This is a genomic window from Pseudofrankia saprophytica (assembly GCF_000235425.2).
Classification (GTDB): Bacteria; Actinomycetota; Actinomycetes; order Frankiales; family Frankiaceae; genus Pseudofrankia; species Pseudofrankia saprophytica.
Genome location: NZ_KI912266.1, coordinates 4,681,525 through 4,704,390, shown reverse-complemented (window position 1 = coordinate 4,704,390; position 22,866 = coordinate 4,681,525). Strand labels below are relative to the sequence as shown.

Genomic DNA, 22,866 nt, shown 5'->3' with positions numbered 1-22,866 from the left:
CCACGCGATGATGGCGGAGCCTCGCGTGGCCGGCAGCCGTTGGACAGGTTCAGACGCCGGCGGTGGCCAGTGGGTGGCCGGTGGCGGTGAGGAAGACGTCGTCGAGGCTCGGGCGGGTCAGCGTCAGCGTGATGACCGGGGTCGACAGGCCGTCGAGCAGGCGCAGCAGGTCGGTGACGGCGCGGGAGCCGTCGTCGACGAAGACGCGCAGCGTCTTCTCGTCGACCTGGTCGGCACCGTGGCACCAGGGCTGATCGCGCACCGCGGGGGCGACGGCCTCGGGGCCGCCAGCGGGAAGGGTCACGACGATGCTGTCGCCGGCGACCTGGCTCTTCAGCTCGTCCGGGCTGCCGGTCCGCGCGACCTGGCCCTTGTGGATGATCGCCACCCGGTCGCAGAGCTCGTCGGCCTCCTCCAGGTAGTGCGTGGTGAGCAGGATCGTCGTGCCCGCCTCCCGGACCGCCCGGATCTCGGCCCACACCTCGGCGCGGCTCGCCGGGTCCAGCCCGGTGGTCGGCTCGTCGAGCAGCAGCAGCTCGGGGGAGTTGACCAGCCCGATGGCGATGTCGAGCCGGCGGCGCATGCCGCCCGACCAGGTGCCGAGGCGCCGGTCGGCCGCGTCGGTCAGGCTGAACCGGCCGAGCAGCTCATTCGCCCGCGCGAGCGCGTCGGCCTTCGACAGGCCGAACACGCGTCCCTGCATGACGAGCTCGGCGCGCGCGGTCTCGGCCGAGTCGGTGCCGCCGCCCTGGGCGACGAACCCGATCCGCCGGCGTACCGCGGCTCGCTCGCGCGCCACGTCGTGGCCGGCGACGATCGCGGTGCCGGAGGTCGGCGGCAGCAGCGTCGTGAGCATGCGCATCGTGGTCGACTTGCCGGCACCGTTCGGGCCGAGCAGCCCGAAGACCTCGCCCGGGTCGACCAACAGGTCGATCCCGTCGACGGCGACGACAGGTTCGGCGCGCTTCGACCGGCGGAACTCCCGGCGCAGCGCGTGGGTGGCGATCATGTGACGTCCGTTCGTCGGGGGGCGGAGGACCCAGCCGCTCTCCAGGCTCTGGACGCCATCGTGACCACTGCCACCGACGGTTTCGGACCCTGCCGAGCGTGCGCAGCGGCGTGAGGCGGCCGGGTCCTCCTGCCTGGCCGTGGGCCAGCGTGGAGTCTTCTCTGCGCGAGTACCCGGGTGAGCGAGTACCTGTGAGCGAGACTTGTCTGAGCAAGAACTTGTCTGAGCGAGTGAGACAATGCGATAGTGGGAGAGTGCCAGTCAAGATGTCAAGGTCTGTCGGGAGCCGGCGGTGACAGCCGGCCCGGCGCGGGACGGCGACGTCGACCTGGAGGCGCTGCTGCGCGAGCTGGTGTCCGCGGCGCAGCTGTTCCAGGCGGCCGCCGGCGTGCGCGCCCGGCTCACACCGACCGAGCTCGCCGTGCTCACGATCCTGCGGTCCAGCCCGCGGCTGGCCGGCCAGCTCTCCGCGGCCACCCGGCTCACCACCGGCGCGATCACCAAGGTGCTCGACGGCCTGGAACAGCGCGGCTTCCTCACCCGCGCGCCCGACCCCGGCGACCGCAGGCGAGTCATCGTGACGGCGGTCGCCGAGCGGGTCGCCGCGCTCGACGTGCTCCTCGGCCCCATGACCGACGCCGCCGCGACCATCCAGACGACGTTCAGCCCCGCCGACCAGCGCACCATCGCGCGCTTCCTGGCCGCGACCACCGAGATGCTGCGCGACCAGACGCAGTCGTTGCGCGACGGCCCGGCCACCACGGCCTCGCCCGTCACGCTGGGTGCGCCGCTGGGCGCGGCCCCGCGGGCCCGGCTGCTCCTGGCCGGCGGGGCCAGGCACCTGGCGATCGTGGCCGGCGACGCGGACCTTCCCGGCGACAGCCTCTACCAGGGCAGCTTCCTGGGCGGGGCGCCGACCAGCCAGGTCACCACCCGCCCGGACGAGACCGAGGTGCGGATCCAGTTCGGCCGCAACCGGTCACTGTGGCGCCCGGGAAGCCGGGCGTCGACGCTGACGCTCAGCCCACGCGTCTCCTGGTCCATCTACGTCCGTGGCGGCGCCGAGAACCTCGCCGTCGACACCGCCGGGCTCGCCATGACGTCGTTCTCGCTGACCGGGGGCGTCAACCACCTGGCGCTGCGCCTCGGCCCGCCGCACCCGCCCGCCCGGATCTCGGTGACGGGCGGGGCGAAGGGGCTGCGCATCGAGCGGCCGGCCGGCGTGCCCGTCGACCTGCGGCTGCGCGGCGGCGCGAGCCAGGTCGTCGTCGACGGCGAGCACCTCGGCCCCCAGGGAAGCTGGCCCTCCGGCCGCGCGTCGGGCAAGGACCGCTACGAGCTGGCCCTCACCGGCGGCGTCAAGAACCTCGTGATCGCCCCACTCACCTAGCCGGGAGCCGGGGCGCCCGCGCTCATGGCCGGCTGGAGCGGGTGACGGTGGCGACGGTGTACGGCCGGCCGGCGGCGCCGTGGGAGGTGACGCGGTAGACGCTCACCGAGCGGCCGCGGTTGACGACGCGGGCGGTGAAGACCACCGGCTCGCTGAGCAGGGCCGGGCGCAGCAGGTTCAGCCGCAGCGACGTCGTGTAGTCCGTCGCCGGCAGTGAGCCCAGCGCGCCGGCGAGCCCCGCCGCGGCCAGGTCCGTGCAGGCGAACAGCAGGCCGCCGTGCATCGTTCCGCTCGCGTTGCCGAACGCCTCCACCGGTGGCACGACCAGCCGAGCCGCCATCGGCGCCGCCGGCCGCGCCGACGGTGCCGACAGCGCCGGCCCTTCGGCCAGCGTGGCGCCCGCGGCCTTCCCGCTGTGGGAGGCGGCCGCGGCGACCTGTACCGGCCGGTCGTCGTCGGCGGTCGGACGCGGGGCGGGGACCCGGGTGTCGGCGCCCTGGCGGTCCACCGGCGACGGGAGACGAATGCCTGTGTCGGCGCCCCCAGTGAAGTCGAACGTCAGCGAGCGCTCCAGGTCGGCGATGTCGAGCACCTCGAGGATGGAGCGGTGGTCCGCCGGCTCGATCCGGTCCGGTGGCTCGCGCTCCACCTCGGCGACGTCGGCGTGGATGCCCGTCGCGGGCACGAACCGGCTGCGGCCGCTCGCGATCGCCACCACCCGCCCGTCGCCGTCGCGGACCTCGCCGCGTGACACCCCGTCCGCCGACCCGGCGCCCACCAGCCGCGACGTGGCCACGAGCTCCGGGCCCGCCCACGGCGGCGGCAGCACGACGTCCACCGACAGCTCCGTGGTGACCGAGTGGGTGCCGGCCGGCCGCTGGTGGTGGACCTCGATCCCGATCGCGTCGTCGACGATGACGCCGAGCGCGGCGACGGTCTGGTCACCACTGGGGGCCAGCATCCAGGGCCCGACCGGCATCGGCACCCGCATGCCGTTGCCCCGGTCGATCGGCCCCACCCGCATCCGCGTCTCCGGGTACTCCCGGGCCGGTGCCCTCACCGTGGCTCTCCTCCCACCTCACACCCACCCGGCCCGGCGACCTCCAGACCGGGCCGTACACGGCGCATTTCACGCCATCCGCGATCGTCTCCCGCGCCCGGGCCCGCCGGACAGGCGTGTGCCCAACGACTCACCCGTCCTGCCTCGTCGCGGGCTGTCCGGCGGGCCATCTCGGCGGGGCGTGTCAGCCGTGGTGGCTGGCGCAGTAGTCGTCGCGGAGGGCGGTCAGCGGCGGCAGGTAGGTGAACGCCGTGCGCAGCGCGATGGCGGTGACGGCGGCGGTCTGCTCGATGGACGCCTCGACGAGGGCACGTTGCCCCGGAGTCGACGCGCCGACCAGCCGGCGGGCGTTCAGCCAGGCGACCTCCCGCCAGCCGGCGATGATCTGCATGAACACCGTGTAGGTGATGCCGTAGGGGCTTTTCAGATCATTGATTGTCGGATCGAACCGGGTGGCGGCCTCGTCGAGCATGGACTCGGCGACCTGGTTGAGGAAGATGTTGACCCGCTCATGGTCCTCGTGGCGGCTCGTCCCGTCCGGCGCCACCAGGCCGAGGCCGGCCAGCACATAGGGCAGGTCCCGGTTGATATGGCCGTTCATGCCGAGCAGGATGTCGCCGAGCCCGGAGACGCTCTTGTTCTGGGCAGCCGAGAACGCCACCTGCCAGGCCCGCGGCACGGCGGACGTGTTGCCCGCGTTCCAGTTGTCGTAGGCGTTGAAGAAATAGGAAGCGAAGAACACGTCCTCGACGTTGACGAACGCCGGGTCCTGAAAGAACCCGGGCGTCGAGGCGGCCCGCTGGTATTGCTGGGTCGTGCGCAGGTAGGCCAGCGCGAAGGGTGCCCGGTGGTCGCAGGTCGCCGCGAGCCCGCCCAGCATCTCGTTCATCCGGGCGATCGTCACGGAGACGCAGTCGGGATTCCCACCCAGGCAGTGGTTGATCTGGTCCGGGGTGTACCAGGCCGACAGCGACGGCTGGTAGGCGGGGATGCCGGTGAGCGCCACGGGCGTGTCCGCCCGCGCCGCCCCGCCACCGAGGGTCGCCGTCGCAGCCACGGCGACCCCGAGGACGAGGGCCGCCGACGTTCGCGCGCCGGACCGGCGCGCCGGCGCCCGGTGCCTGGGAATGTGCCGCTCACGCCTGGTCGAAAATGACATGGCGCCAACGTTAGGGCCGGAAATCCATGGCGGTAATGCGCCGCGAGGGGGACCACCCGTGGACTACTCCACCCATTGTCCCGCGTTTGTTCGCGGGACAGGTAAACGTCCCCCAAAATGGGCTGGGTGATTTCCACCAGTCCCTGGCACCAAGGTGTGTGAGGGGTCGGGACCGGGATGGTGAAAACAATAATCTGTAAGGAGATCTGATCTCCGGGAAATGCCGTGTGCGGGGATATTCCGGCCGCCCGGCCGGTGGGAGAGCCGCGCCCGGGGGGTGTCGTGCCTTTGATCGAATCAGCCGCGGCCGTGTGGCCCGTCGTGGTACGTCGCCGGCGCCGGCCCGGGATAAGTCCCGGCGCGTCGGCCCTAAGGTGCGAAACGGGTGTGGGACTGCACGGATCCGGACCCGTGTCGTGACGGGCGGGGTGTGGGCGCGTACGGTGTCGAACGGTATCGAGACACGCACTGTTGAGTGCGGCGTCTAGCTGGGGATGAACCGCTGGGTGCTGACCGAGACCTTGCCGGGGCCGGGGGAGTCTGGGGATGGCGTGGGCATGACGGACGCGGTGCGTGCCGGGGCCGGGCGGACGGGCGAAACGACGGACCAGCCGGCCGACGCGGCCAGCACGGCGCAGGACACGCCCGCGGGGGGCCCGGACGCCACCGGACCGAACGTCGCCAGCGGATTCGGCGCCTGGCAGGCCACCATGGCCGACGCGGCCGGCGCCGCGCCCGCCGCCCCCAGCACCTCACTGCGGCCGGTGCCACCGCCGGGACCGACGGCCGCGCCCGCCGCGCCGGCGCCGACGGCCGGGTATCCGGTGCCGGACGGCCCGACGCCGCCGCCCGCCCGCACGTCGATGGCGGCCGGGCTGGACGCGCTGAACCTGCTCGACAGCCTCTCCGAGGTCGTGTTCCGTACGGACGCCGAAGGGTGCTGGACCTACCTGAACCCCGCCTGGACCCGGCTCACCGGGTTCAGCATCGCCGAGAGCCTCGGAAGTCAGTTCATCTCCTATGTCCACCCCGAGGAGATCGAGCACACCATCGCCCTGTTCATGGCGGTCGTCGTCGGCGGCGCGGACCACTGTCACCACGAGACCCGTTACCGCATCGTCGACGGCACCTACCGCCGCGTGCAGATCCGCGCGAAGGTGCTGCGCGACGACGCCGGCGAGGTCGTCGGCAACATGGGCACGATCATCGACGTCACCGACGCCCGCTTCGGGGCGGAGATGGCCGGCGAGCAGAGCGCGCTGCTGGAGCTCGTGCCGACCGGCGGCAAGATCGACGATCTGCCTGTCGGTGTCGTCATCTACGACCCCGACCTGACGGTGCTCCGGGCGTCCCAGGTGGTCGACCGGCTCGTCGGCACCCGCACCCAGGCCGGCGACCCCGTCGACGTGCTGTCCACCCAGCTGCGCCCTGCCGCGGCCGGCGGGCCCGCGCTCGGTGGCGAGTGGGGCCTGGTCGCCACGGCCCGGCGCACCCAGCAGGCCCAGATCGGCGACCTCGACGTGCTCGACGTGCTCGCTGGGCGCGCGGACGTCGCCGGTGGCGACGATTCCGCGACCGCCGCCGAGGACGCCGGCGCGGGACAGCCAACAGCGGGACAGCCAACAGCCGGACAGCCGGCCACGGGGGATGCGCAGCTGACCTCCGCGGGCCCGGTGCGCTCGCTGCGCGCCACCGTGATCCCGTTGCGCGACGAGGGCGGCACCCGGGTCGCCGTCGTGTTCTCCGACATCACCGACCTGCGCCGCGCCGAGCGCCAGCAGGCGGCGCTGGCCTATCTCGGCCAGCGTGCGCTGACCACGCTCGACGTGCCCGCCCTGCTGAACGAGGCCGTCGAACTGGTCGCCTCCACGCTCGCGGTCGAGCGCTGCGACCTGATCGAGTGCCTCGAGGCGGCCTCGTCCGCCAGCGGCCGGGCCCGCGGCGGCCCGTTCGGCGACACCCAGGAGCAGGCCGCGGCCGGCTCGGGTGGCGTCGTGGTCACCAAGGCCACCGACGCCGACGCCGACGTGGGCCCCGGCACCCGGCTGACGGGCGACGTCCACGCGCATGTGCGCGCCTGCTATGGCCGCGTCGGCGGGGCCTGGGCCGCCGGCGCGGTCTCCGCCGCCCCCGGCTCGTACGTCTCGAAGGTGCTCTCCTCCCGCCAGCCCCTCGTCATCGACGACCTGTCCGGCCACGCGGACATCGCCCCGGAGGGCTGGCTGCAGGGCGATGGCACGGTGGCCACGGTCGGTGCGCCGATCGGCGTCGGCAGCCGGGCGTTCGGCGTGCTGGCGGCGCACAGCGGCGCCCGCCGATACTTCACCAAGGACGAGGCGCATTTCGTCCAGTCGGTCGCCAACATCGTCGCCGCGTCCGTCGAGCTCGCCCAGATGCAGGAGGACCGCGCCCGCCTCGCGGTCTTCGAGGACCGCGACCGGATCGCCTGCGAGCTGCACGACCTCGTCATCCAGCGGCTGTTCTCAGTGGGCCTGCGGCTGCAGTCGCTGGTCCGCCTGGTCGCCGAGCCGGGCACCGGCCGGCTGTCCGCAGCGATCGCCGATCTCGACCAGACCATCGACGAGGTCCGCCGCACCATCTTCGACCTGCGCCCGCCCTACGCCTAAGGCCGCGCCGGCCAGGCCGGGCGAGGGCCGGCCTGGCCCGGCGACCAGGCTGGCCTGACCCGGCCTGGGCGGACTGGCTTGCTCCGCCTGCCCTCCCAGGCCGGTCCGGGAGCCTCGTACGGCGCCGACGGCCCGGATGTTCACGAAGTCGCAACACCGGTGTTCGGATTCGGTGACACCGGAGGGCTTTGCTGATCTCGACTCACCACGGGTGGGGCGCGCCTAGGGTTCCGTCGCGAGAGCGAGCCTGGACCGAGAGGCGAGACGGGGCGGCCAGTCGGCGTCCGGGCGGGAAAGGGCACGCCGACGCGGTCGCGCCGTTCCACGGCGGGACAAAAGCCCGGGAGGCCAGCCAGGCCTGGCTGCCTCCAGCCGGGCTCCGCCATAAGGAGTTCCGTGGGCGATCCGCATTCCCACTCCCATGGTCACGGCCGTCCGCACCGCCATCTTCCGGAGGGCTTCTCGACCGACGCGCTGCACGAGAACTACGGCCCTGAGGCCCGTTACGCCGTCGCGGCCGAACAGGCGCTGCCGACGACGAAATGGGACGAGGAGATCGCCCGCGGCCTGGAGTTCGGCCTGCCCGGCGCCGACTCCATCGTCGACCGGCGTATCCCGACGTTCTCCCGGGGAGAGCTGCCGCACTTCGCCGGCATCAACACGTTCCTGAAGGCGCCCTACGTGGAGGATGTGCGCAGGTGCGGCGAGTACGACGTCGTCGTGCTCGGCGCGCCCTTCGACGGCGGCACGACCTACCGCCCCGGCACCCGGTTCGGCCCGCAGGGCATCCGGAAGATCTCCGCGCTCTACGGCCCGTACAGCTTCGAGCTCGGCGTCGACCTGCGCGAGTCCATCACCATCGCCGACGTCGGCGACGTGTTCACCATTCCGGCCAACATCGAGAAGACCTTCGACCAGATCACGAAGGCCGTCTCGCACGTCTACGCCTCCGGCGCCTTCCCGGTGGTCCTCGGCGGCGACCACTCGATCGGCTACCCGACGACCAAGGGCGTCGCCGAGAACCTGGACGGCGGCAAGCTCGGGATCATCCACTTCGACCGCCACGTCGACACGCAGGAGACCGATCTCGACGAGCGGATGCACACGACGCCCTGGTTCCACGCCACCGACCTGCCGAACGTGCCGGCGGAGAACCTCGTGCAGATCGGCATCGGCGGCTGGCAGGCACCCCGGCCCGGTGTGAAGGTCGGCCGCGAGCGCGGCACCACGATCATGACGGTCACCGACTGCGTGGAGATGGGCATCGAGGCCGCCGCCGAGCGGGCGCTCGAGGTCGCCTGGAACGGCACCGACGCGGTCTGGCTGTCGTTCGACGTCGACTGCCTCGACGCCGCGTTCGTCCCCGGCACCGGCTGGCCGGAGCCCGGCGGTTTCCTGCCGCGCGAGGTCCTCAAGTTCATCCAGATCATCGCGGACGCGAAACCGCTCGCCGGCATCGAGGTCGTCGAGTGCTCACCGCCGTACGACAACGCCGAGATCACCGCACTGATCGCGACCCGCGTCATCTGCGACACCCTCGGCTGCCTGGTGCGCGCCGGCCACCTGCCCAAGCGCCCCGCGACCGCCTGACCCCGCTCCTGCCCTCCGCCCCTCGACCCCACGGCCTCGACCTCTTGGCCCTCCACCCTCCGGCCGCGCGCGGCCCCGCCACCGTCGCGCGGCCGCGGGTGGCCCGGCCCGGCAACAGATTCGTATCCGCACGTCGGCTTGCTTCGAAAGGACACCGGTCCGTGTTTCGCAACGTCCTGCGCGGCCTGCAGGGTCAGGGTAGGCGCAACCATTCCGTTTCCGGCCGCCCGGCCGGCTCCACCGTCTCGACAGTCTCCGCCGCCCGGCCCCGCCGCGGGCGGGCACTCGGCGTCGGCGCCGCGATGCTGTCGGTGGCGCTGGTCGCCGCCGCTTGCGGCGGCTCCGACGACAGCTCCGACGCCCCCGCCGGCGGCTCGGCGGCCAAGCCGATCACTCTCGCGTTCAGCGCCTGGCCGGGCTGGTTCCCCTGGCAGGTGGCGCAGGAGAAGGGCTTCTTCGAGAAGAACGGCGTCAAGGTCGACCTGAAGTACTTCGACAGCTACACCGACAGCCTGAACGCGCTCGCGACCGGCAACGTCGACGCGAACAGCCAGACCCTCAACGACACGCTCGCCTCTGTCGCCGGCGGCGCCGACGAGACCATCGTCCTCACGAACGACAACTCCACCGGCAACGACCAGATCATCGCCAAGCCCGGTATCAACAGCGTCGCCGACCTGAAGGGCAAGACGGTCGCCGCCGAGCAGGGCACCGTCGACCACTACCTGCTGCTGCTCGCGCTGGCGAAGGCGGGCCTCACCGAGAAGGACGTCACCTTCAAGCCGCTGCTGACCGACGCGGCCGCGGCGGCGTTCGTCGCCGGCCAGGTCGACGCGGTCGGCGTGTTCGCGCCGTTCACCACCACCGCGCTCGGCCTCGCCGGCAGCAAGGCGATCGCCACCTCCGCGGACTTCCCCGGCGCCATTCCCGACCACCTGGTCGTCTCGAAGAAGCTGGTGTCCGACAACCCGCAGGGCGTGCAGGGCCTCGTCAACGCCTGGTTCCAGACCATCGAGTGGATCCAGGCGAACAAGACCGAGGCCTACGGGATCATGGCCAAGCGCGCCGGCGTCTCGGTCGCGGACTACGAGTCGTACGACAAGGGCACCACGATCTTCACCCTCGACCAGAACGTGGCGGCGTTCGCCCCCGGCTCGACGGACGCGAACCTCGACTACCAGGCCAAGAAGATCTCCGACTTCCTGGTCAGCACCAAGCTGGTCGACGAGGCGCCCTCGCTCGACGGCCTGCTCGACGACACGTTCATCAAGGCCGTGAAGTAGGCCGCCAGGCTCGTGGTGACCGCCGGAAACCCGCGGGGACGGCACGGGCGCGCGCCGCGTGCCCGTGCCGTCCCCGCGGGCGACGGTGGCGAACGGCGGCGGTGGCCGACAAGGGAGAGAAAGTCAGGTCCGACGTGAGTGACGTGAACCGCCGCCCGGGGCGAGCCTCGTGAGCGGCGCCGAGGCGCCGCCGGCGGTGGCGCCAGCCCCCGCTGCCGCGCCCCCAGAAGGTCTCCCCGCCCGGCCCGCGGCGGCTGGTCGGGACTGGGGGCCGCCGCCGCGGCGGCGGGCGGCGCGGCCGGGCCGCCTGCCCAAGCTGGGCGAGGACGTGTCGCCGTCGACGCGGTGGGTGCTGCGGGTGCTGTCGGTCGTCGTGCCGCTGGCGGTGTGGCTGGTGCTGTCCGCCTCGGGCGCCGTCGACGACACGTTCCTGCCGTCGCCGTTGGCGGTGTGGAACGCCGGGATCGACATGGCCCGCTCCGGCGAGCTGTCCTCCGACGTGGCCGCGAGCGTGCGCCGGGTCGGCCTCGGCTTCCTCATCGCGGTGGCGATCTCGGTGCCGCTGGGGTTCGCGATGGGGTCGATGGGCTGGGCCCAGGCGTTGTTCGAACCGGTCATCGGCCTGTTGCGCTACATGCCGGCGAGCGCCTTCATCCCGCTGCTGATCATCTGGCTGGGCCTGGGCGAGTCGTCGAAGATCGCGCTGCTGGTGATCGGCGTGGTCTTCTTCAACACGCTGATGACGGCCGACGTCGTCCGCCGGATCCCGAGTGACCTGCTGGAGGTGTCGGCGACGCTCGGGGCACGCCAGCACGAGATCGCCTGGAAGGTGATCCTGCCGTACGCGCTGCCCGGGATGATCGACGCGATGCGGGTGAACGCCGCCGCGGCCTGGAACTTCGTCGTCGTCGCCGAGCTCGTCGCGGCCACCTCGGGCCTCGGCTACCGCATCACCCGGGCCCAGCGCTTCCTGCAGACAGACAAGATCTTCGCCGTGCTCGTCGTCATCGGCGTGATCGGCCTCGCGATCGACATCCTGCTGCGCATCCTGCGCGACCGGGTCGGAAGGTGGGCGACGTGACCGGTGTACCCCAGCAGGCGGGCGGCGACCGCGCGAAGACCGCTGCCCCGCCCGGACCCCTCGACCGGGTCGCCCCCGCGGGGCCGACCGCGCCCGCCGGGCCGTCCGCGTCCCCGAGTCTGGTCAAGGCCGCCGACGCGGTATCCGAGTCCGTTGCCGTTGTCGTGGACCCGGCGGTGGCGGGTGCCAGCGGCGGTTCCGCCACCGGTGCGGCGGGCGGCGCGCTGCGGCTGCGCGGCGTCGGCATGGACTTCCACGCCGGCAAGGGCCGCCGCCCCCGTCGCGGGCGAGGGGACGCGTCCGCCGGGACGGCGGTCCCGACGCTCGCCGACGTCGACCTGGCCGTCGAGCCCGGTGAGTTCGTCTGCATCGTCGGCGCCAGCGGCTCGGGCAAGTCGACGCTGCTGCGCCTGGCCGCTGGCCTGCTGCGCCCGACCACCGGCGAGGTCACCCTGGACGGCAGGCCCGTCGACGGCCCCGGCCCGGACCGCGGCCTCGTCTGCCAGACCGGCGCGCTGTTCCCCTGGCGCACGACGGCGGCCAACGTCGCGTTCGGCCTCGAACTGCTGCCGCTCTCCCGCGCCGACCGGAGCCGCCGCGTCGCCTGGTACCTGCGCGAGGTCGGCCTGGAGCCCTTTGCCGACCGGTTGCCCGGGCAGTTGTCGGGCGGCCAGCGCCAGCGGGTCGCCATCGCGCGGGCGCTCGCCTGCGAGCCGCGGGTCGTCCTGCTCGACGAGCCGTTCGGCGCGCTCGACGTGCAGACCAAGGAGGACATGCAGCTGTTCCTGCGCGGGGTCTGGGCCGACACCGGCACGACCGTCCTCATGGTCACCCACGACGTCGAGGAGGCGGTCTTCCTCGGCCAGCGGGTCGTCGTCCTGGCAAGCGACCCGGGCCGGGTCGTCGCGGACATCCCCGTCCGGCTCCCGGGCGACCGCGATCTCGCGACCCGCCGCGGCTCCGCCTTCCTCGCCCTGCGCTCCCAGGTCGAGGACCTCGTCCGCCTCCACCACCGCGCGCACGCCCAGCGTCTCGCCGAGAGGGCCGGCTGAGCCGGGACCGCGCCGTCACGGCGCTCACGGCGCGTCTGCTGGCGGCGCGTGCGCGCGTGGTCGCCGTCGCGATGGCGGCCTGCGACGGGACGGCCGGCCGGCCGGGCGGGCCGGGCGACGCCGCGCCGCTCGGCCCCGTGCCGGCCGGCTCGGCCTCGGCCGGAGGATCAGCGGGAGAGAATCCCAGCATGCGGCAGGACCTGGACGTGGCGTACGCGTCGCAGTCGCCGGCGCAGCGGCTCGACCTGTACCGGCCGGCGCCGGCCGCGGACGGCGGCCCGGTGCCGCTGGTGGTGCTGATCCACGGCGGGGCGTTCGCGTTCGGGGACAAGGGTGAGATGGACGTCCACGTGCGGGCGCTCGTCGGGCACGGATACGCGGTCGCGAGCCTGAACTACCGGATGGTCCCGGAGGCGACGTACCCGGCGGCGGTGGACGACGTGCGCGCCGCGGTCCGCTGGCTGCGGGCCGGCGCCCCCCGCCTCGGCCTCGACGCCGGCCGGTTCGCCGCCTTCGGCGAGTCCGCCGGGGCGTACCTCGCCGCCATGCTCGGCACCTCCGGTGACCTCCCGTTCCCCGGGGACGAGGCCCTCGGCAACGTCGACGTCCCGAGCGCGGTGCGCGCCGTCGTCGACCTGTACGGGCCGGTCGACTTTCCCACCATGGACGGCCAGCTGACCGCCAACCCCCGGTGCGGGGCGGGCGCCGCCGTCCACGACGCCGCCGGCTCGCCCGAGTCGCGGTTTCTCGGCCACCAGATCACCACCGTGCCCGACCTCGTCCGCGCGGCGAGCCCGGCCACGCACCTGGGTGCCGGCCGGACCCCGCCACGGTTCCTCCTCGAGCACGGCACCGCCGACTGCACCGTGCCCTACCAGCAGTCCGTCGCGTTCGCCGGCGCGCTGCGCGCGGCCGGCGGCGCCGCCGACCTGCGCATCGTCGACGGTGCCGGCCACGGCCCCGACTTCCCACTCGCCGATCGTCTCCCCGGCATCCTCGCCTTCCTCGACGACGCCCTGCGCTGACGCGAGGCCGCGTCGGCGTCCGCGGCGCCGGCTCGTCCGTACGGCCTTGCCCGGCGCCGTCGTGCCTCGTCGTGCCTCGTCATGCGTGGTCCTGCGTCGTTCCGCCTTGGATGGCTGACGCTCTCAAAATTAGTTGACACCGACTAGTCAGAACTGGATAGTTGAAATCGAACAGTCGGGGTCGCGTCGGCCGGCAGGGCAGGATGGAGGTGGCGAAGGTGGCGGGAGGAGAACCGGGTGGCGGCGCGGCGCAAGGTCGGCAATCTGCTGGGGCTGGCCGTCCTGGCCTACCTGGTCCAGGGCCCGATGCACCCCTACGAGCTCTCCCGCATGCTGCGGGACAACGGCGACGCCCGCAGCATCAAGTTCAACCATGGCTCGCTGTACATGGTCGTCCAGCAGCTGGCGAAGGCCGGCTTCATCACCGAGGTGGAGACGACCCGCGCGGGCCAGCGCCCTGAGCGCACCGTCTACGCCCTCACCGACGCCGGCCGCGCCGAGCTGCGTGACTGGCTGCGCGAGCTGGTGGCGGAGCCCGAGCACGAGTACCCGAGCTTCGTCTCGGCGCTGTCGCTGATCGGCGCACTGCACCCGATCGACGTGACGGGCCTGCTCCAGGCGCGGCTGGCTCGTCTCGCCGAGCGGCGGGCCGAGATCCAGAAGATGGTCGACGACGCGCTGGTGGCCGGCGTCCCGGAGCTGTTCCTGATCGAGGAGGAGTACCGCCTCGCCCAGGTTGACACCGAGGCGGGGTTCGTCGAGCGTCTCGTCGCTCGCATCGCCGACCCCGAGACCGGCTGGGCCTCCGCCTGGGCCCAGTTCCACGAGGCCATGGCCGCGGGCGGGGCGCCGACGCCGACCACGCCCGCCGCGCCCACCACGGGCCCGGCTGGTCCCGCATAGTCGCTCGGAACGTCCGTTCCGTGGCAGCTGGGCGACCCTATACGGTCGCTGATCTGCCACAGTCTGAACCCGCACCACCGGACCGCGTCAGATCATTGGCGCTATAGGGTCGCTGATCCGCCACGGTTCGCACCTGCGGGATCCCCTGGGCGGATGCCCACCGCTCGGGCCTGCCGGGTGGGACGCCCCCTCACTCCAGCCGGCTGGCGTTCGGCCCTCCACGACCCGTTCAGCCGCGCACGCTCGATCACGGTGGGTGTCCAGCCCGGCTGTCCGCCCAGCGGAGATCCGCGAGGCGCCCGTGGGCCGGTGCGGCGCTTGGCCAAACCCTGACCGGCCGGGCCGGGCCGTCCGGCCGCACCCGCCGCGGCGCTGCCCGCTGCCGCGCAAGACCTCCTCGGCACCCTCAACGCCTGAAAGGCGGAACTTGCCATGTCCAGAATTCGGAGCGCCATCGTCATCGGCGGCGGGATCGCGGGTCCCGTCGCGGCCGTCGCCCTCGGAAAGGCCGGCATCGAGGCGACGGTGTACGAGGCGTACGAGACCATGGCGGACGGCGTCGGCGGAACGTTGAGCATCGCGCCGAACGGGGTCGACGCGCTCGCCGCCGCGGGTCTCGGCGGAATCGTCGAACCCGTCGGCACGCCGATCACCGCCATGGTGATGCGCAACGGCAAGGGCCGCCGGCTCGCCTCGCTCGGCTCGCCGGCGGGCCTGCCGGACCAGCTGCTGGTCTGGCGCCCGGAGCTGTACCGGGCGCTGCACGACGCGGCGGCCCACCACGGCGCCCGGATCGAGCACGGCAGGAAGTTGGTCGCCATCGAGCAGCACGACACGGGCACGGACGTCGCCGGCGGCGTGACGGCGGTGTTCTCCGACGGGAACCGGGCCAGCGCCGACATCCTCATCGGCGCGGACGGAATCCGCTCGGCCGTCCGCTCGCTGATCGACCCGGTGGCGCCGTCGCCGCGCTACGTCGGCCTGCTCGGCTTCGGCGCCCGCCTGTCCGCCGGGCCCGTCGACCCGGCACGGATCGACCCGACCGGCAGCGAGATGCACTTCGTCTTCGGCAGGCGGGCGTTCTTCGGTTACGTCCTGGCGGCGGACGGCTCCGGTGGCTGGTTCGCGAACCTGCCGCGGGCGGCGTCGATGACGGCGTCCGAGGCGCGCGCGGTCGGCGCCGTCGAGTGGCTGCGGGTCCTGCGCGAGACGTTCGCCGACGACCGGCTGCGCGCGATCGACCTCATCAGCCGGACCGACCCCGCCGAACTCGTCACCGTTGGTGGGATGGAAGACATCCCCTCGGTTCCGGTCTGGCACCACGGCCGCGTCGTCCTCATCGGGGACGCCGCGCACGCGACGTCACCGAGCTCGGGCCAGGGTGCCTCGCTGGCGATCGAGAGCGCCGTCGAACTGGCCCGCTGTCTGCGCGACCTGCCGTATCGGGAGGCGTTCGCGACCTACGAGGGAATGCGCCGCGACCGCGTGGAACGGATCATCAAGATGGCGCAGCGCACCAACAGCGACAAGGCGGCCGGCCCGGCCGCCCGCGTCCTGCGTGACCTGATGATGCCCGTCGCCATGAAGCTCATGAACCCGGAGTCGTTCGCCTGGCCGGTGCGCCACCACATCGACTGGTCCGCCCCGGTCACCCCCGCCGGCGCTCCGAACACCACACCCCCGCTGCCCGTGGCCTCCCCATCCTCCTGATTGATCGCCGTCTGCGCCTTTCGGCGGTCACGATCTGGCCCGGCGTCTTCTAGCGGCAGGGCACAAACTGCGATCACCGAGGGGTTGGCCGGGCCGCCAGCGGGCCCTTCTCGGGCGCTCGGCTCGCCGTCGCGGTGGGGGAATACGCAGGCGGCGAGCCGAGCGCGCTCTCCGGGAGGGAGGACCCCGGCCGACCCGGGGGCACAGGGTCGTGGGCGAACCCGCACCAGGCCCAACGGATGCCCGTGGCCACCGGTTCCGCGCCCCGACGTCGCCTGGACGACATCGCGCCGGATGCCAGCGCGCCAAACGTCGGCCCGCCAGACGTCGGCCCGGCGTCTGGCGGGCCGCCCGCCCGCCTGGCGTCCGGCGACACCGGCTACCGGCCCGGTGGGACGGCGCCGATCAGGGGACGCCGGACCGGCCCGGCAACGGCGCCACCAGCAGGCAGACCGTCAGCAGGTTCAGCACGACCCAGGCCGCGGCGAGCGCCATCAGTCCTGGCTGGACGCCGGCCGTGAACAGGGCGGGAACGGCGCCCAGTCCCGACAGGACCCGGCTCGCCGCGACGACCCACACAGCGACCAGTGAGCGGCGAGCAGGCGCGACGACCAGGCAGCCAAGCGTCACCACGCCCATCAGGGCGCCGAACACCAGCACGCTCGCTGGGGGCTTGTCGCCGTCCACCGCGGAACCGGGCAGGCCGAGGACCAGCAGGTCCGCCACGCCGAGCACGGCCGCGACGGCCAGCCCGGCCCTGGCTCGCCGGCGGAGCCCTGGGCTCACGATCGATGCTCCACCGGAACCGGGCCGCGGGCCGGCCGGTGGTCCGTCTGTTCGAGCCGGTTCGCCGGGTGTCATCGCCGGTCGCCGGTCCGTCAGCTCCGCCGGAGCCGCAGCGGCGCTCTGCCCGGCTCCACCATCAGCTCGACCGCGACCACGTTGACCAGGACCCACAGCGCGGCGGACACGACGAGCCCCGAGGGGACGACGTCACGGAAGAACGCCGGGATCGCGGTGAGCACCGAGAACATCCTGCTCGCCGCGACGACCCGGAAGGCGGTCCGCGACCTGGTGGTCAGCAGGATGACGACGCTCACCACGGTGATGACGCCCATCAGCACGGAGAAAGCGAGGGTGGCCGCGACCGGTCCGCTCGCGGCGAAGCTCGGCAGGGGCAGCGCGGGGCCGGCGAGGTTCAGGACGCCGAGGGCGGTCGCGAGGCCGAGCCCGGCCCGGTTGAGCCGCGACAGGGGCGGGCGCGTGGACAGGGTTCCATTGCCGCTGGGCGACACCGGTCCGCTGGGCGACACCGGTCCATGGTCGGCCGCCTGGGCGCGGGTGTCAGCCGTCCCGACTCCCAGCCGTCCCGGATTTCGCCCGACCCGTCTGGGGGCAGGCTCCCAGACGGGTGGGTAGGTTCCCAGGGACAACGGGAGCGCGCCGGCGTCATCATCAGGCATGACCATCTCTGCCACGGCCCCGCTGCGGGTGCTCCTCGCCGACGACCATGCCGTGGTCCGCCGCGGGATCGCGGCCCTGCTGTCGTCCGTGGGCGGCATCGAGGTGGCCGGCGAGGCGGCGACGGGTGCGGAGGCGATCCGCGAGGCCCAGCTGACCCGGCCGGACGTGGTGGTCATGGACGTGCGGATGCCGGACATGGACGGGGTCGAGGCGACCCGCGGCCTCGCGGACGCGCTCCCGGAGTGCGCGGTGCTGATGCTGACGATGTTCGACGACGACGAGACCGTGTTCGCCGCGATGCGCGCCGGCGCCCGCGGATACCTGCTCAAGGGCGCCGCCCAGGACGACATCTTGCACGCGATCCGTTCGGTCGCCGCCGGGCACGTGGTGCTCGGCCCGGGAATCGCTCGCCGGCTGCTCGACCAGGCCGCCGAGCCGCGTGGCCCGGCACCGGACCCGTTCCCCGAGCTCACCGCCCGGGAGCGGCAGATCCTCGACCTCATCGCCGCCGGGCGCAGCAACGGCACGATCGCCACCGAGCTCGGCGTGGCCACGAAGACGGTGGTCAACCACGTGTCGGCGATCTTCGCCAAGCTGCGGCTGGCGACCCGCGCGGAGGCGATCGTGCGGGCCCGGGAAGCGGGCCTTGGCCGGTGACCCGGGCATGACCGGCCAACCGGCGCTCACGGAGCCCGTCGGCGCCGACTCCGCCCGGTCCGCATCGATGAGCAGGGCGCCGTCGGAATCCGCGCCGCCGGAATCCGTGTCCGGGGAACCCGCGCCGCCGAAACCCGTGCCGCCCGAGCCCAGGCCCGCGGACGCCCTGGCGCCGGACGCCTCGCACGCCGACACCGAGCCCCTGGCTTCGGGTCCCGGCGTGCCACCACCCGCCGCCGCGGGCACCAGGCTGGCCGGGACGGTTCCCGGTGGCGCCCCGCGCCGGACCGGGGCGTGGGTCGGGCCAAGCGCGCGGCGGGTGTTGCCGAAAGGCCCCGTCGGGGTGGCGGCCGTGCTCGTCGTCCTCGCCGTCCTCGGCCTGTGGGCTCCCGGCGGCGTGGGCTGGCGCGGGGTGGGCGCACTGATCTTCGGGACGGTGTGCGCGGCGACGGCGTGGGCGGTCCTGGCCTTCGGCCCGGATCCCCGCAACCGCTGCGGGCTGGCGATGGCCGCGCTCGCGGGCCTCGTCCTGGCCAGTGCCGCGGCGCAGACGCTGGCGGGCTGGGGCCTGCCCGGCGCGGACCAGGTATCCGAGGTTCTGTACCTCGTCGCCGTCGGCGTCGTGGCCCCGGTCTCGGCGGCGCTGTACCCGGACGGCCGGCTGCCAGGGTGGATCACGCGGTCGTGTGCCGGATCCGGGATCGTCGCCGCCGCCCTGGCCGCGGCCCTGGCACGGGTGGACGAGAACACCACCGTCCCGCTCGGCGCCGTCGCCGTCGTCCTGCTGCTGTCGGCCGGCTGGGCGCGGTTCGTGACAGCGGCTGGGCAGCACCGCCGGGCGCTGCAGTGGCTGGCGTGGAGTTTCTCGCAGACGACGCTTCTCGTGCTGCACGTCATGTTCGTCGGCGAGGCGTTCGCGGTCGACCTGCCACGCGCCTTCTACGTGATCACGTTCGCGCTCGCGGCGCTGCCGCCTCCGGTATGTGCCGTGATCGGGATCGTCGACCCGGATCTGCTGGACATCCGCTGGCTGATCAGGAAGTCGTCGGCGTGGACGGTGACGCTGGAGTGCGCGTTCGCGACCACCGCCGGCACATACGCCGCCCTGGAGCTCATCACCGGCCACCCGCCAGGGCGCAGCGGCGTCACTGTGCTCTGCGTCATGATCGCGGTGCTGTTCCAGCCGGCGCTGCGCGCGATCGAGGACCTCGTCGACGACGTGCTGTTCGGCGGTCGGGCCGACCCCGTGCAGGCGCTGGCGGGCCTCGGCGAGCGGTTCGACGCGGGTGGCGACCCCGCGTCGTGGCTGCCGGCGCTGCGCGCCGGGCTGGCGCTGCCCTACGTGGAGCTGTGGAGCGAGGACGAGCGGGTCGCCTCCGCGGGCGCGCCGCCGAGCCCGGTTCCGTCACCCGCCCCCGCCCCCGCCCCCGCCTCCGAGGCCGAGGCCGCCGCGGCGGCGGATCGGTTCGGGCACGCCCACCCGCCGGACGTGATGACCACTACCACCGTGCCGCTCGTCGTCGGCGACGAGCGGGTCGGCGCGCTGGTCGTCGGCCTTCCACCGCAGGTCCACGCGCTGCCGCCGGCGACCCGCAGCGTGCTGCGCCTGGTGGCGCCGCCGCTGGCCCAGGCCCTGCGCGCCGCTGCCCTGGCCGAACAGCTGCGGGTCTCGCGCGGCCAGCTGGTCGAGGCGCTGGAGGAGGAACGCCGCCGGCTGCGCCGGGACCTGCACGACGGCCTCGGCCCGATCATGACCGGCGTCGCCTACAGCGCCGACGCCGCGCGCAACCTCGTTCCCGTCGACCCGGACCGGGCGCAGACCGTGCTCGCGGACCTGCGCGCCGACACGGCGGCGGCGATCACCGAGATCCGCCGGATCGTGTACGGCCTGCGCCCGCCCGCGCTCGACGAGCTGGGCCTGGTCGCGGCCATTCGCCAGGGCTGCAACCGGCTGCGCGCAGCGGACGGGCGGGCGCTGGCCGTCGCGGTCGAGGCGCCGGGGGAGCTGCCACCGCTGCCGGCCGCCGTCGAGGTCGCCGCCTACCGGATCGTCCTGGAGGCCGTGACCAACGCGGCCCGGCACTCCGGGTCGGCGGATGTCTGGCTGACGGTCGAGGCGCGCACGGACCGCCTGGTGCTCGCCGTGCGCGACGGTGGCCGCGGGGCCGCCGCGAACTGGCGGCCCGGCGTCGGTCTCCAGTCGATGCGGGAGCGGGCCGAGCAGGTCGGCGGCACCCTGACCGCGGGCCCCGGCCCGGCCGGTGGCGAGGTCCACGCCGAGATCCCCGTGCTGGCGTCCTAGCCAGGTCCCGGCGGAGCGGCGGTCACCGACCGCGGGCCGGGCCTCGCAGCGCCGCGGCGAGGATCGTGCGGGCGGCGCGGGCCTCGGGGATGGGGAACAGGGGATAGCCGTGCGGGAGGCCAGCGGCCTCGTGGTAGTCGATCTCCAGGCCGGTGGCGGTCGCCCGGGCGGCGAGGCGGCGGCTGTCGGGAAGCAGCACGTCGTGGGTGCCGCACAGGACGGTGAGCGGCGCGAGACCGGTCAGGTCGCCGTACAGCGGGCTGGCCAGCGGGTCTGCCGGGTCGAGGGCCCCGGCCCAGCACCGGCCGGCCTCGGCGAGGCCGGGAACGGCGAGTATCCGGTCCTTCGCGGCGAGCGCGGGCTGGTCGGGGTCGGTCATCGTCACGTCGAGCCAGGGCGAGACGAGCACGGTCCGGTCCGGCTGGGGTGCGCCGCGGTCGCGCGCGACCTGCGCGGCGGCGAGCGCGAGGCCACCACCGGCGGAGTCGCCCATCAGCACGACCCGCGCCGCGCCGGCCCGGCCCGCCTGGCCGGACTCGCCGGCCCGCGCCCTGGTCACCAGGTCGGACAGCAGGTCGGTGACGGCGGGGACGACGTCCGCGGCGGCGCCGCGCGGTGCCACCGGGTACATCGGAACCACGAAGCGCGCGGGGACGGCGCGGGTGAGCCGCGCGAGCAGGTACCAGTGCCAGCGCAGCATCTCGTTCACGTAGCCGCCGCCGTGCAGGTAGAGCACCGTCACGTCGGTGCCAGGCCCGCCGTCCACCGCCCGGGCCGGCGGGCCCTTGGGGGAGAGCTCGTGGACGGCCCAGCCGGCGCGGTCGGCGACGGTGTGCCGGGTGAGATGGCCGAGCCAGCGCGGCGCCCGGGCGGCGGTGGGGCTCGTCCCCTGGGCCGCGAGACGCGCCCGGATCGCCTCGGCCGTCCACTCCCGGTCCCCGCCGCGCAGCGGCAGTGCGACCGACTGGGTGAGCCTCGCCCGCAGGCTCGGCACGCCCGGTCAGAAAGCCATGAAGAGAATGGCGTCGCGGTCGTACTCCAGGTGGGGGTGCTTCTCTGCGAGGTGGGCCTGGGCCTTCTCGACGAGGTCGTCCTCGTTCTCGCCCTGGATGCGCGTGCCGCAGGGGCAGTCAAGAGTCGTCTTCACCGGTGCCTCCTTGGTGCTTCTGGGGACGGGGCCTCCAGAGGTGCGAAGGAGGAGCGTTTTCGCACCTCCTGTGGGCCTCCAGGAGCTTTGGCGCCGCCGCAATCCTAGCCAGCTAATGGCCCGTCGCGCCCGGCCCCGCGTCGGGGGACCCGTCCGCGAGCTCGTCGGTGAGCAGCAGGTCGCGGCGCAGCTGGCCGGTGCGGTAGGCGGCGCGGCTGATCCGCTGGGCGAGGACGGGGGCGGTGACCAACTGGAACAGGCCGACCAGGACGAGGCCGGAGCCGTACCGGAGGTCGACCTGCAGGGCGGCGCCGGTGAGGATCGCGAGCAGGCCGATCGTCTGCGGCTTGGTCGCGGCCTGCAGCCTGGCCGGGACGTCCGGGAAGCGCAGCAGCCCCCACGCGCCGAGCACACAGAACGCCGCGCCGCCGAGCATCAGCACACTGGTCGCGACGTCGGCGACGAGGCCCCTCACGGGTCCTGCCCCGATCGCGGCGGGCGGGGGCCCGGCGGGCCGCGCAGCTCGACGAGGCGGGCCGCCGCCGCCGCGCCCAGAAACCCGAGAAGCGCCACCGAGCCGAGCAGGGCCAGGTTGAAGCCCTCCTGGAGCCGCGCGACCTCGACCGTGACCGCGGTGACGATCAGGACCACCAGGACGTCGAGGGCGAGGACGCGGTCCAGCTCTGTCGGGCCGCGCACCACCCGGACGAGGGTCAGCAGGCCCGCGAGGGTGACCAACCCCAGCGTGATGGCGTAGACGACCTGCATCACTGCCTCCCTGAGGGCCGTGGCCCCGGCGCCGGGCGCGGCTCCGGCCCCGGTGGGACCAGATCGTGGCCCAGGGCGAGGATCACCCGCCGCTGCAGCGCGTCGGCGTGCGCGCGGACGGTCTCGACGGCGCCGGGGGCCGGGGCGACGAGGGCGTGGACGTAGAAGATGCCGTTGTCACGGTCGACCTGGATGACCGCCGAGCCGGGGGCGAGGGAGACGGCGTTGGCCACGATGGCCGCGACCACCTCGGATCGGGTCCGCAGCGGGACCGCGACGATCGCCGACGGCATGGCGGGGCCGTAGCGGACCAGCTGCGCCGCGACGGTGACGCTCGCCGGCAGCAGCCCGGCCAACAGCCGGGCGGCCAGCATTCCGGCCGCGACCGGCCGCGGCCGCCGATGCCCGGCCGCGGCGCCGTCCTGGTCCTCGTCCGCGTCCTCGGGCGACGGCGACGGGAACGTCGCGAGCACGGCGACGGCGACGAGCAGCCCGCTGAGCGCGGCGAGCACGCTGAGGCGCCCCCACAACAGCATCCAAACCAGCCACAGCCAGGCGACCTGCCCCGGCCGCCGGGCGGCCGTCACGACCGCGGCCCCCGGCCGCCGCCGCGACGGGCGTGGGCGGGGGCTCGGCCCG

The 22,866-nt window shown here is 74.0% G+C and carries 21 protein-coding genes; 11 read left to right on the top strand and 10 right to left on the bottom strand.

What is annotated here, in order from left to right; genetic code table 11:
• Nucleotides 1-49: 49 nt before the first annotated feature.
• Nucleotides 50-1,009 (bottom strand): daunorubicin resistance protein DrrA family ABC transporter ATP-binding protein, encoded by a 960-nt coding sequence (locus tag FRCN3DRAFT_RS0219745; protein ID WP_007513812.1) that lies wholly within the window; start codon nt 1,007-1,009, stop codon nt 50-52.
• Nucleotides 1,010-1,301: 292 nt separating this feature from the next.
• Between FRCN3DRAFT_RS0219745 and FRCN3DRAFT_RS0219740 the strand changes: the two genes are divergently transcribed.
• Nucleotides 1,302-2,399 carry a MarR family winged helix-turn-helix transcriptional regulator gene (locus FRCN3DRAFT_RS0219740; protein ID WP_007513811.1) on the top strand — a complete coding sequence of 366 codons (1,098 nt, stop codon included), beginning with the start codon at nt 1,302-1,304 and terminating at the stop codon, nt 2,397-2,399.
• A gap of 22 nt (nt 2,400-2,421) precedes the next feature.
• Here the strand turns inward: FRCN3DRAFT_RS0219740 and FRCN3DRAFT_RS0219735 are convergent, their stop codons facing one another.
• Nucleotides 2,422-3,459 carry a PaaI family thioesterase gene (locus tag FRCN3DRAFT_RS0219735; protein WP_007513810.1) on the bottom strand — a complete coding sequence of 346 codons (1,038 nt, stop codon included), beginning with the start codon at nt 3,457-3,459 and terminating at the stop codon, nt 2,422-2,424.
• Between the two features lie 184 nt (nt 3,460-3,643).
• The gene (locus FRCN3DRAFT_RS0219730) at nt 3,644-4,618 is read right to left on the bottom strand and encodes a DUF5995 family protein (RefSeq protein WP_007513809.1); all 975 of its coding nucleotides are present in this window, start codon (nt 4,616-4,618) and stop codon (nt 3,644-3,646) included.
• Between the two features lie 494 nt (nt 4,619-5,112).
• Between FRCN3DRAFT_RS0219730 and FRCN3DRAFT_RS0219725 the strand changes: the two genes are divergently transcribed.
• The 8 genes from FRCN3DRAFT_RS0219725 to FRCN3DRAFT_RS0219690 all read left to right on the top strand — a co-directional run bounded on the left by FRCN3DRAFT_RS0219725 (nt 5,113) and on the right by FRCN3DRAFT_RS0219690 (nt 15,889).
• On the top strand, nt 5,113-7,245 hold the full coding sequence (locus FRCN3DRAFT_RS0219725; RefSeq protein ID WP_007513808.1) for a PAS domain-containing protein: 2,133 nt from the start codon (nt 5,113-5,115) through the stop codon (nt 7,243-7,245).
• A 396-nt stretch (nt 7,246-7,641) separates the two neighbouring features.
• Complete coding sequence (locus tag FRCN3DRAFT_RS0219720) at nt 7,642-8,835, top strand: agmatinase family protein (protein WP_007513807.1); 1,194 nt, start codon at nt 7,642-7,644, stop codon at nt 8,833-8,835.
• Between the two features lie 161 nt (nt 8,836-8,996).
• On the top strand, nt 8,997-10,118 hold the full coding sequence (locus FRCN3DRAFT_RS0219715; RefSeq protein WP_007513806.1) for an ABC transporter substrate-binding protein: 1,122 nt from the start codon (nt 8,997-8,999) through the stop codon (nt 10,116-10,118).
• A 169-nt stretch (nt 10,119-10,287) separates the two neighbouring features.
• Complete coding sequence (locus FRCN3DRAFT_RS0219710) at nt 10,288-11,199, top strand: ABC transporter permease (protein ID WP_007513805.1); 912 nt, start codon at nt 10,288-10,290, stop codon at nt 11,197-11,199.
• Nucleotides 11,196-12,251, top strand: coding sequence for an ABC transporter ATP-binding protein (locus FRCN3DRAFT_RS45325; RefSeq protein WP_007513804.1), 1,056 nt, complete (start codon nt 11,196-11,198; stop codon nt 12,249-12,251). The genes FRCN3DRAFT_RS0219710 and FRCN3DRAFT_RS45325 overlap by 4 nt, the downstream gene beginning before the upstream one ends.
• Before the next feature lie 188 nt (nt 12,252-12,439).
• Nucleotides 12,440-13,276, top strand: coding sequence for an alpha/beta hydrolase (locus FRCN3DRAFT_RS0219700; protein ID WP_035928683.1), 837 nt, complete (start codon nt 12,440-12,442; stop codon nt 13,274-13,276).
• Between the two features lie 237 nt (nt 13,277-13,513).
• Nucleotides 13,514-14,179: a PadR family transcriptional regulator gene (locus tag FRCN3DRAFT_RS0219695; RefSeq protein ID WP_007513802.1), complete on the top strand. Its 666-nt coding sequence runs from the start codon at nt 13,514-13,516 to the stop codon at nt 14,177-14,179.
• Nucleotides 14,180-14,611: 432 nt separating this feature from the next.
• Complete coding sequence (locus FRCN3DRAFT_RS0219690; protein ID WP_007513801.1) at nt 14,612-15,889, top strand: FAD-dependent oxidoreductase; 1,278 nt, start codon at nt 14,612-14,614, stop codon at nt 15,887-15,889.
• 405 nt (nt 15,890-16,294) lie between these two features.
• Here FRCN3DRAFT_RS0219690 and FRCN3DRAFT_RS0219685 read toward each other — a convergent pair whose 3' ends face one another.
• Both FRCN3DRAFT_RS0219685 and FRCN3DRAFT_RS0219680 read right to left on the bottom strand, forming a co-directional pair.
• The gene (locus FRCN3DRAFT_RS0219685) at nt 16,295-16,675 is read right to left on the bottom strand and encodes a hypothetical protein (RefSeq protein ID WP_007513800.1); all 381 of its coding nucleotides are present in this window, start codon (nt 16,673-16,675) and stop codon (nt 16,295-16,297) included.
• 92 nt (nt 16,676-16,767) lie between these two features.
• Nucleotides 16,768-17,202 (bottom strand): hypothetical protein, encoded by a 435-nt coding sequence (locus FRCN3DRAFT_RS0219680; protein ID WP_131803532.1) that lies wholly within the window; start codon nt 17,200-17,202, stop codon nt 16,768-16,770.
• A gap of 148 nt (nt 17,203-17,350) precedes the next feature.
• Here FRCN3DRAFT_RS0219680 and FRCN3DRAFT_RS0219675 point away from each other — a divergent pair, with 148 nt between their 5' ends.
• On the top strand, nt 17,351-18,010 hold the full coding sequence (locus FRCN3DRAFT_RS0219675) for a response regulator (RefSeq protein ID WP_007513796.1): 660 nt from the start codon (nt 17,351-17,353) through the stop codon (nt 18,008-18,010).
• A gap of 7 nt (nt 18,011-18,017) precedes the next feature.
• Nucleotides 18,018-20,312 carry a sensor histidine kinase gene (locus FRCN3DRAFT_RS49675; protein ID WP_027140760.1) on the top strand — a complete coding sequence of 765 codons (2,295 nt, stop codon included), beginning with the start codon at nt 18,018-18,020 and terminating at the stop codon, nt 20,310-20,312.
• Nucleotides 20,313-20,334: 22 nt separating this feature from the next.
• On the opposite strand, the gene FRCN3DRAFT_RS0219665 is transcribed toward FRCN3DRAFT_RS49675, so the two are convergent.
• The 5 genes from FRCN3DRAFT_RS0219665 to FRCN3DRAFT_RS45315 form a co-directional block, all read right to left on the bottom strand.
• A complete protein-coding gene (locus FRCN3DRAFT_RS0219665) occupies nt 20,335-21,306 on the bottom strand; it encodes an alpha/beta hydrolase fold domain-containing protein (RefSeq protein ID WP_007513793.1) in 972 nt (323 codons plus the stop codon).
• Between the two features lie 6 nt (nt 21,307-21,312).
• Nucleotides 21,313-21,459, bottom strand: a complete 147-nt coding sequence (locus FRCN3DRAFT_RS50695) for a DUF1059 domain-containing protein (RefSeq protein WP_007513791.1) — start codon at nt 21,457-21,459, stop codon at nt 21,313-21,315.
• A gap of 112 nt (nt 21,460-21,571) precedes the next feature.
• Nucleotides 21,572-21,934 (bottom strand): monovalent cation/H(+) antiporter subunit G, encoded by a 363-nt coding sequence (gene mnhG / locus FRCN3DRAFT_RS0219655; RefSeq protein WP_007513790.1) that lies wholly within the window; start codon nt 21,932-21,934, stop codon nt 21,572-21,574.
• Nucleotides 21,931-22,227, bottom strand: a complete 297-nt coding sequence (locus tag FRCN3DRAFT_RS0219650) for an MrpF/PhaF family protein (protein WP_007513788.1) — start codon at nt 22,225-22,227, stop codon at nt 21,931-21,933. Before FRCN3DRAFT_RS0219650 ends, mnhG begins: the two co-directional genes overlap by 4 nt.
• Nucleotides 22,227-22,814: a Na+/H+ antiporter subunit E gene (locus tag FRCN3DRAFT_RS45315; RefSeq protein ID WP_007513786.1), complete on the bottom strand. Its 588-nt coding sequence runs from the start codon at nt 22,812-22,814 to the stop codon at nt 22,227-22,229. Before FRCN3DRAFT_RS45315 ends, FRCN3DRAFT_RS0219650 begins: the two co-directional genes overlap by 1 nt.
• Nucleotides 22,815-22,866: the final 52 nt, after the last annotated feature.

Coding starts and splice junctions, on each gene's coding strand:
- FRCN3DRAFT_RS0219745 (WP_007513812.1), bottom strand. CDS start 1,009: ATGATCGCCACCCACGCGCTGCGCCGGGAGTTCCGCCGGTCGAAGCGC.
- FRCN3DRAFT_RS0219730 (WP_007513809.1), bottom strand. CDS start 4,618: ATGTCATTTTCGACCAGGCGTGAGCGGCACATTCCCAGGCACCGGGCG.
- FRCN3DRAFT_RS0219725 (WP_007513808.1), top strand. CDS start 5,113: ATGAACCGCTGGGTGCTGACCGAGACCTTGCCGGGGCCGGGGGAGTCT.
- FRCN3DRAFT_RS0219700 (WP_035928683.1), top strand. CDS start 12,440: ATGCGGCAGGACCTGGACGTGGCGTACGCGTCGCAGTCGCCGGCGCAG.
- FRCN3DRAFT_RS0219690 (WP_007513801.1), top strand. CDS start 14,612: ATGTCCAGAATTCGGAGCGCCATCGTCATCGGCGGCGGGATCGCGGGT.
- FRCN3DRAFT_RS0219675 (WP_007513796.1), top strand. CDS start 17,351: ATGACCATCTCTGCCACGGCCCCGCTGCGGGTGCTCCTCGCCGACGAC.
- FRCN3DRAFT_RS49675 (WP_027140760.1), top strand. CDS start 18,018: ATGACCGGCCAACCGGCGCTCACGGAGCCCGTCGGCGCCGACTCCGCC.
- FRCN3DRAFT_RS0219650 (WP_007513788.1), bottom strand. CDS start 22,227: ATGCAGGTCGTCTACGCCATCACGCTGGGGTTGGTCACCCTCGCGGGC.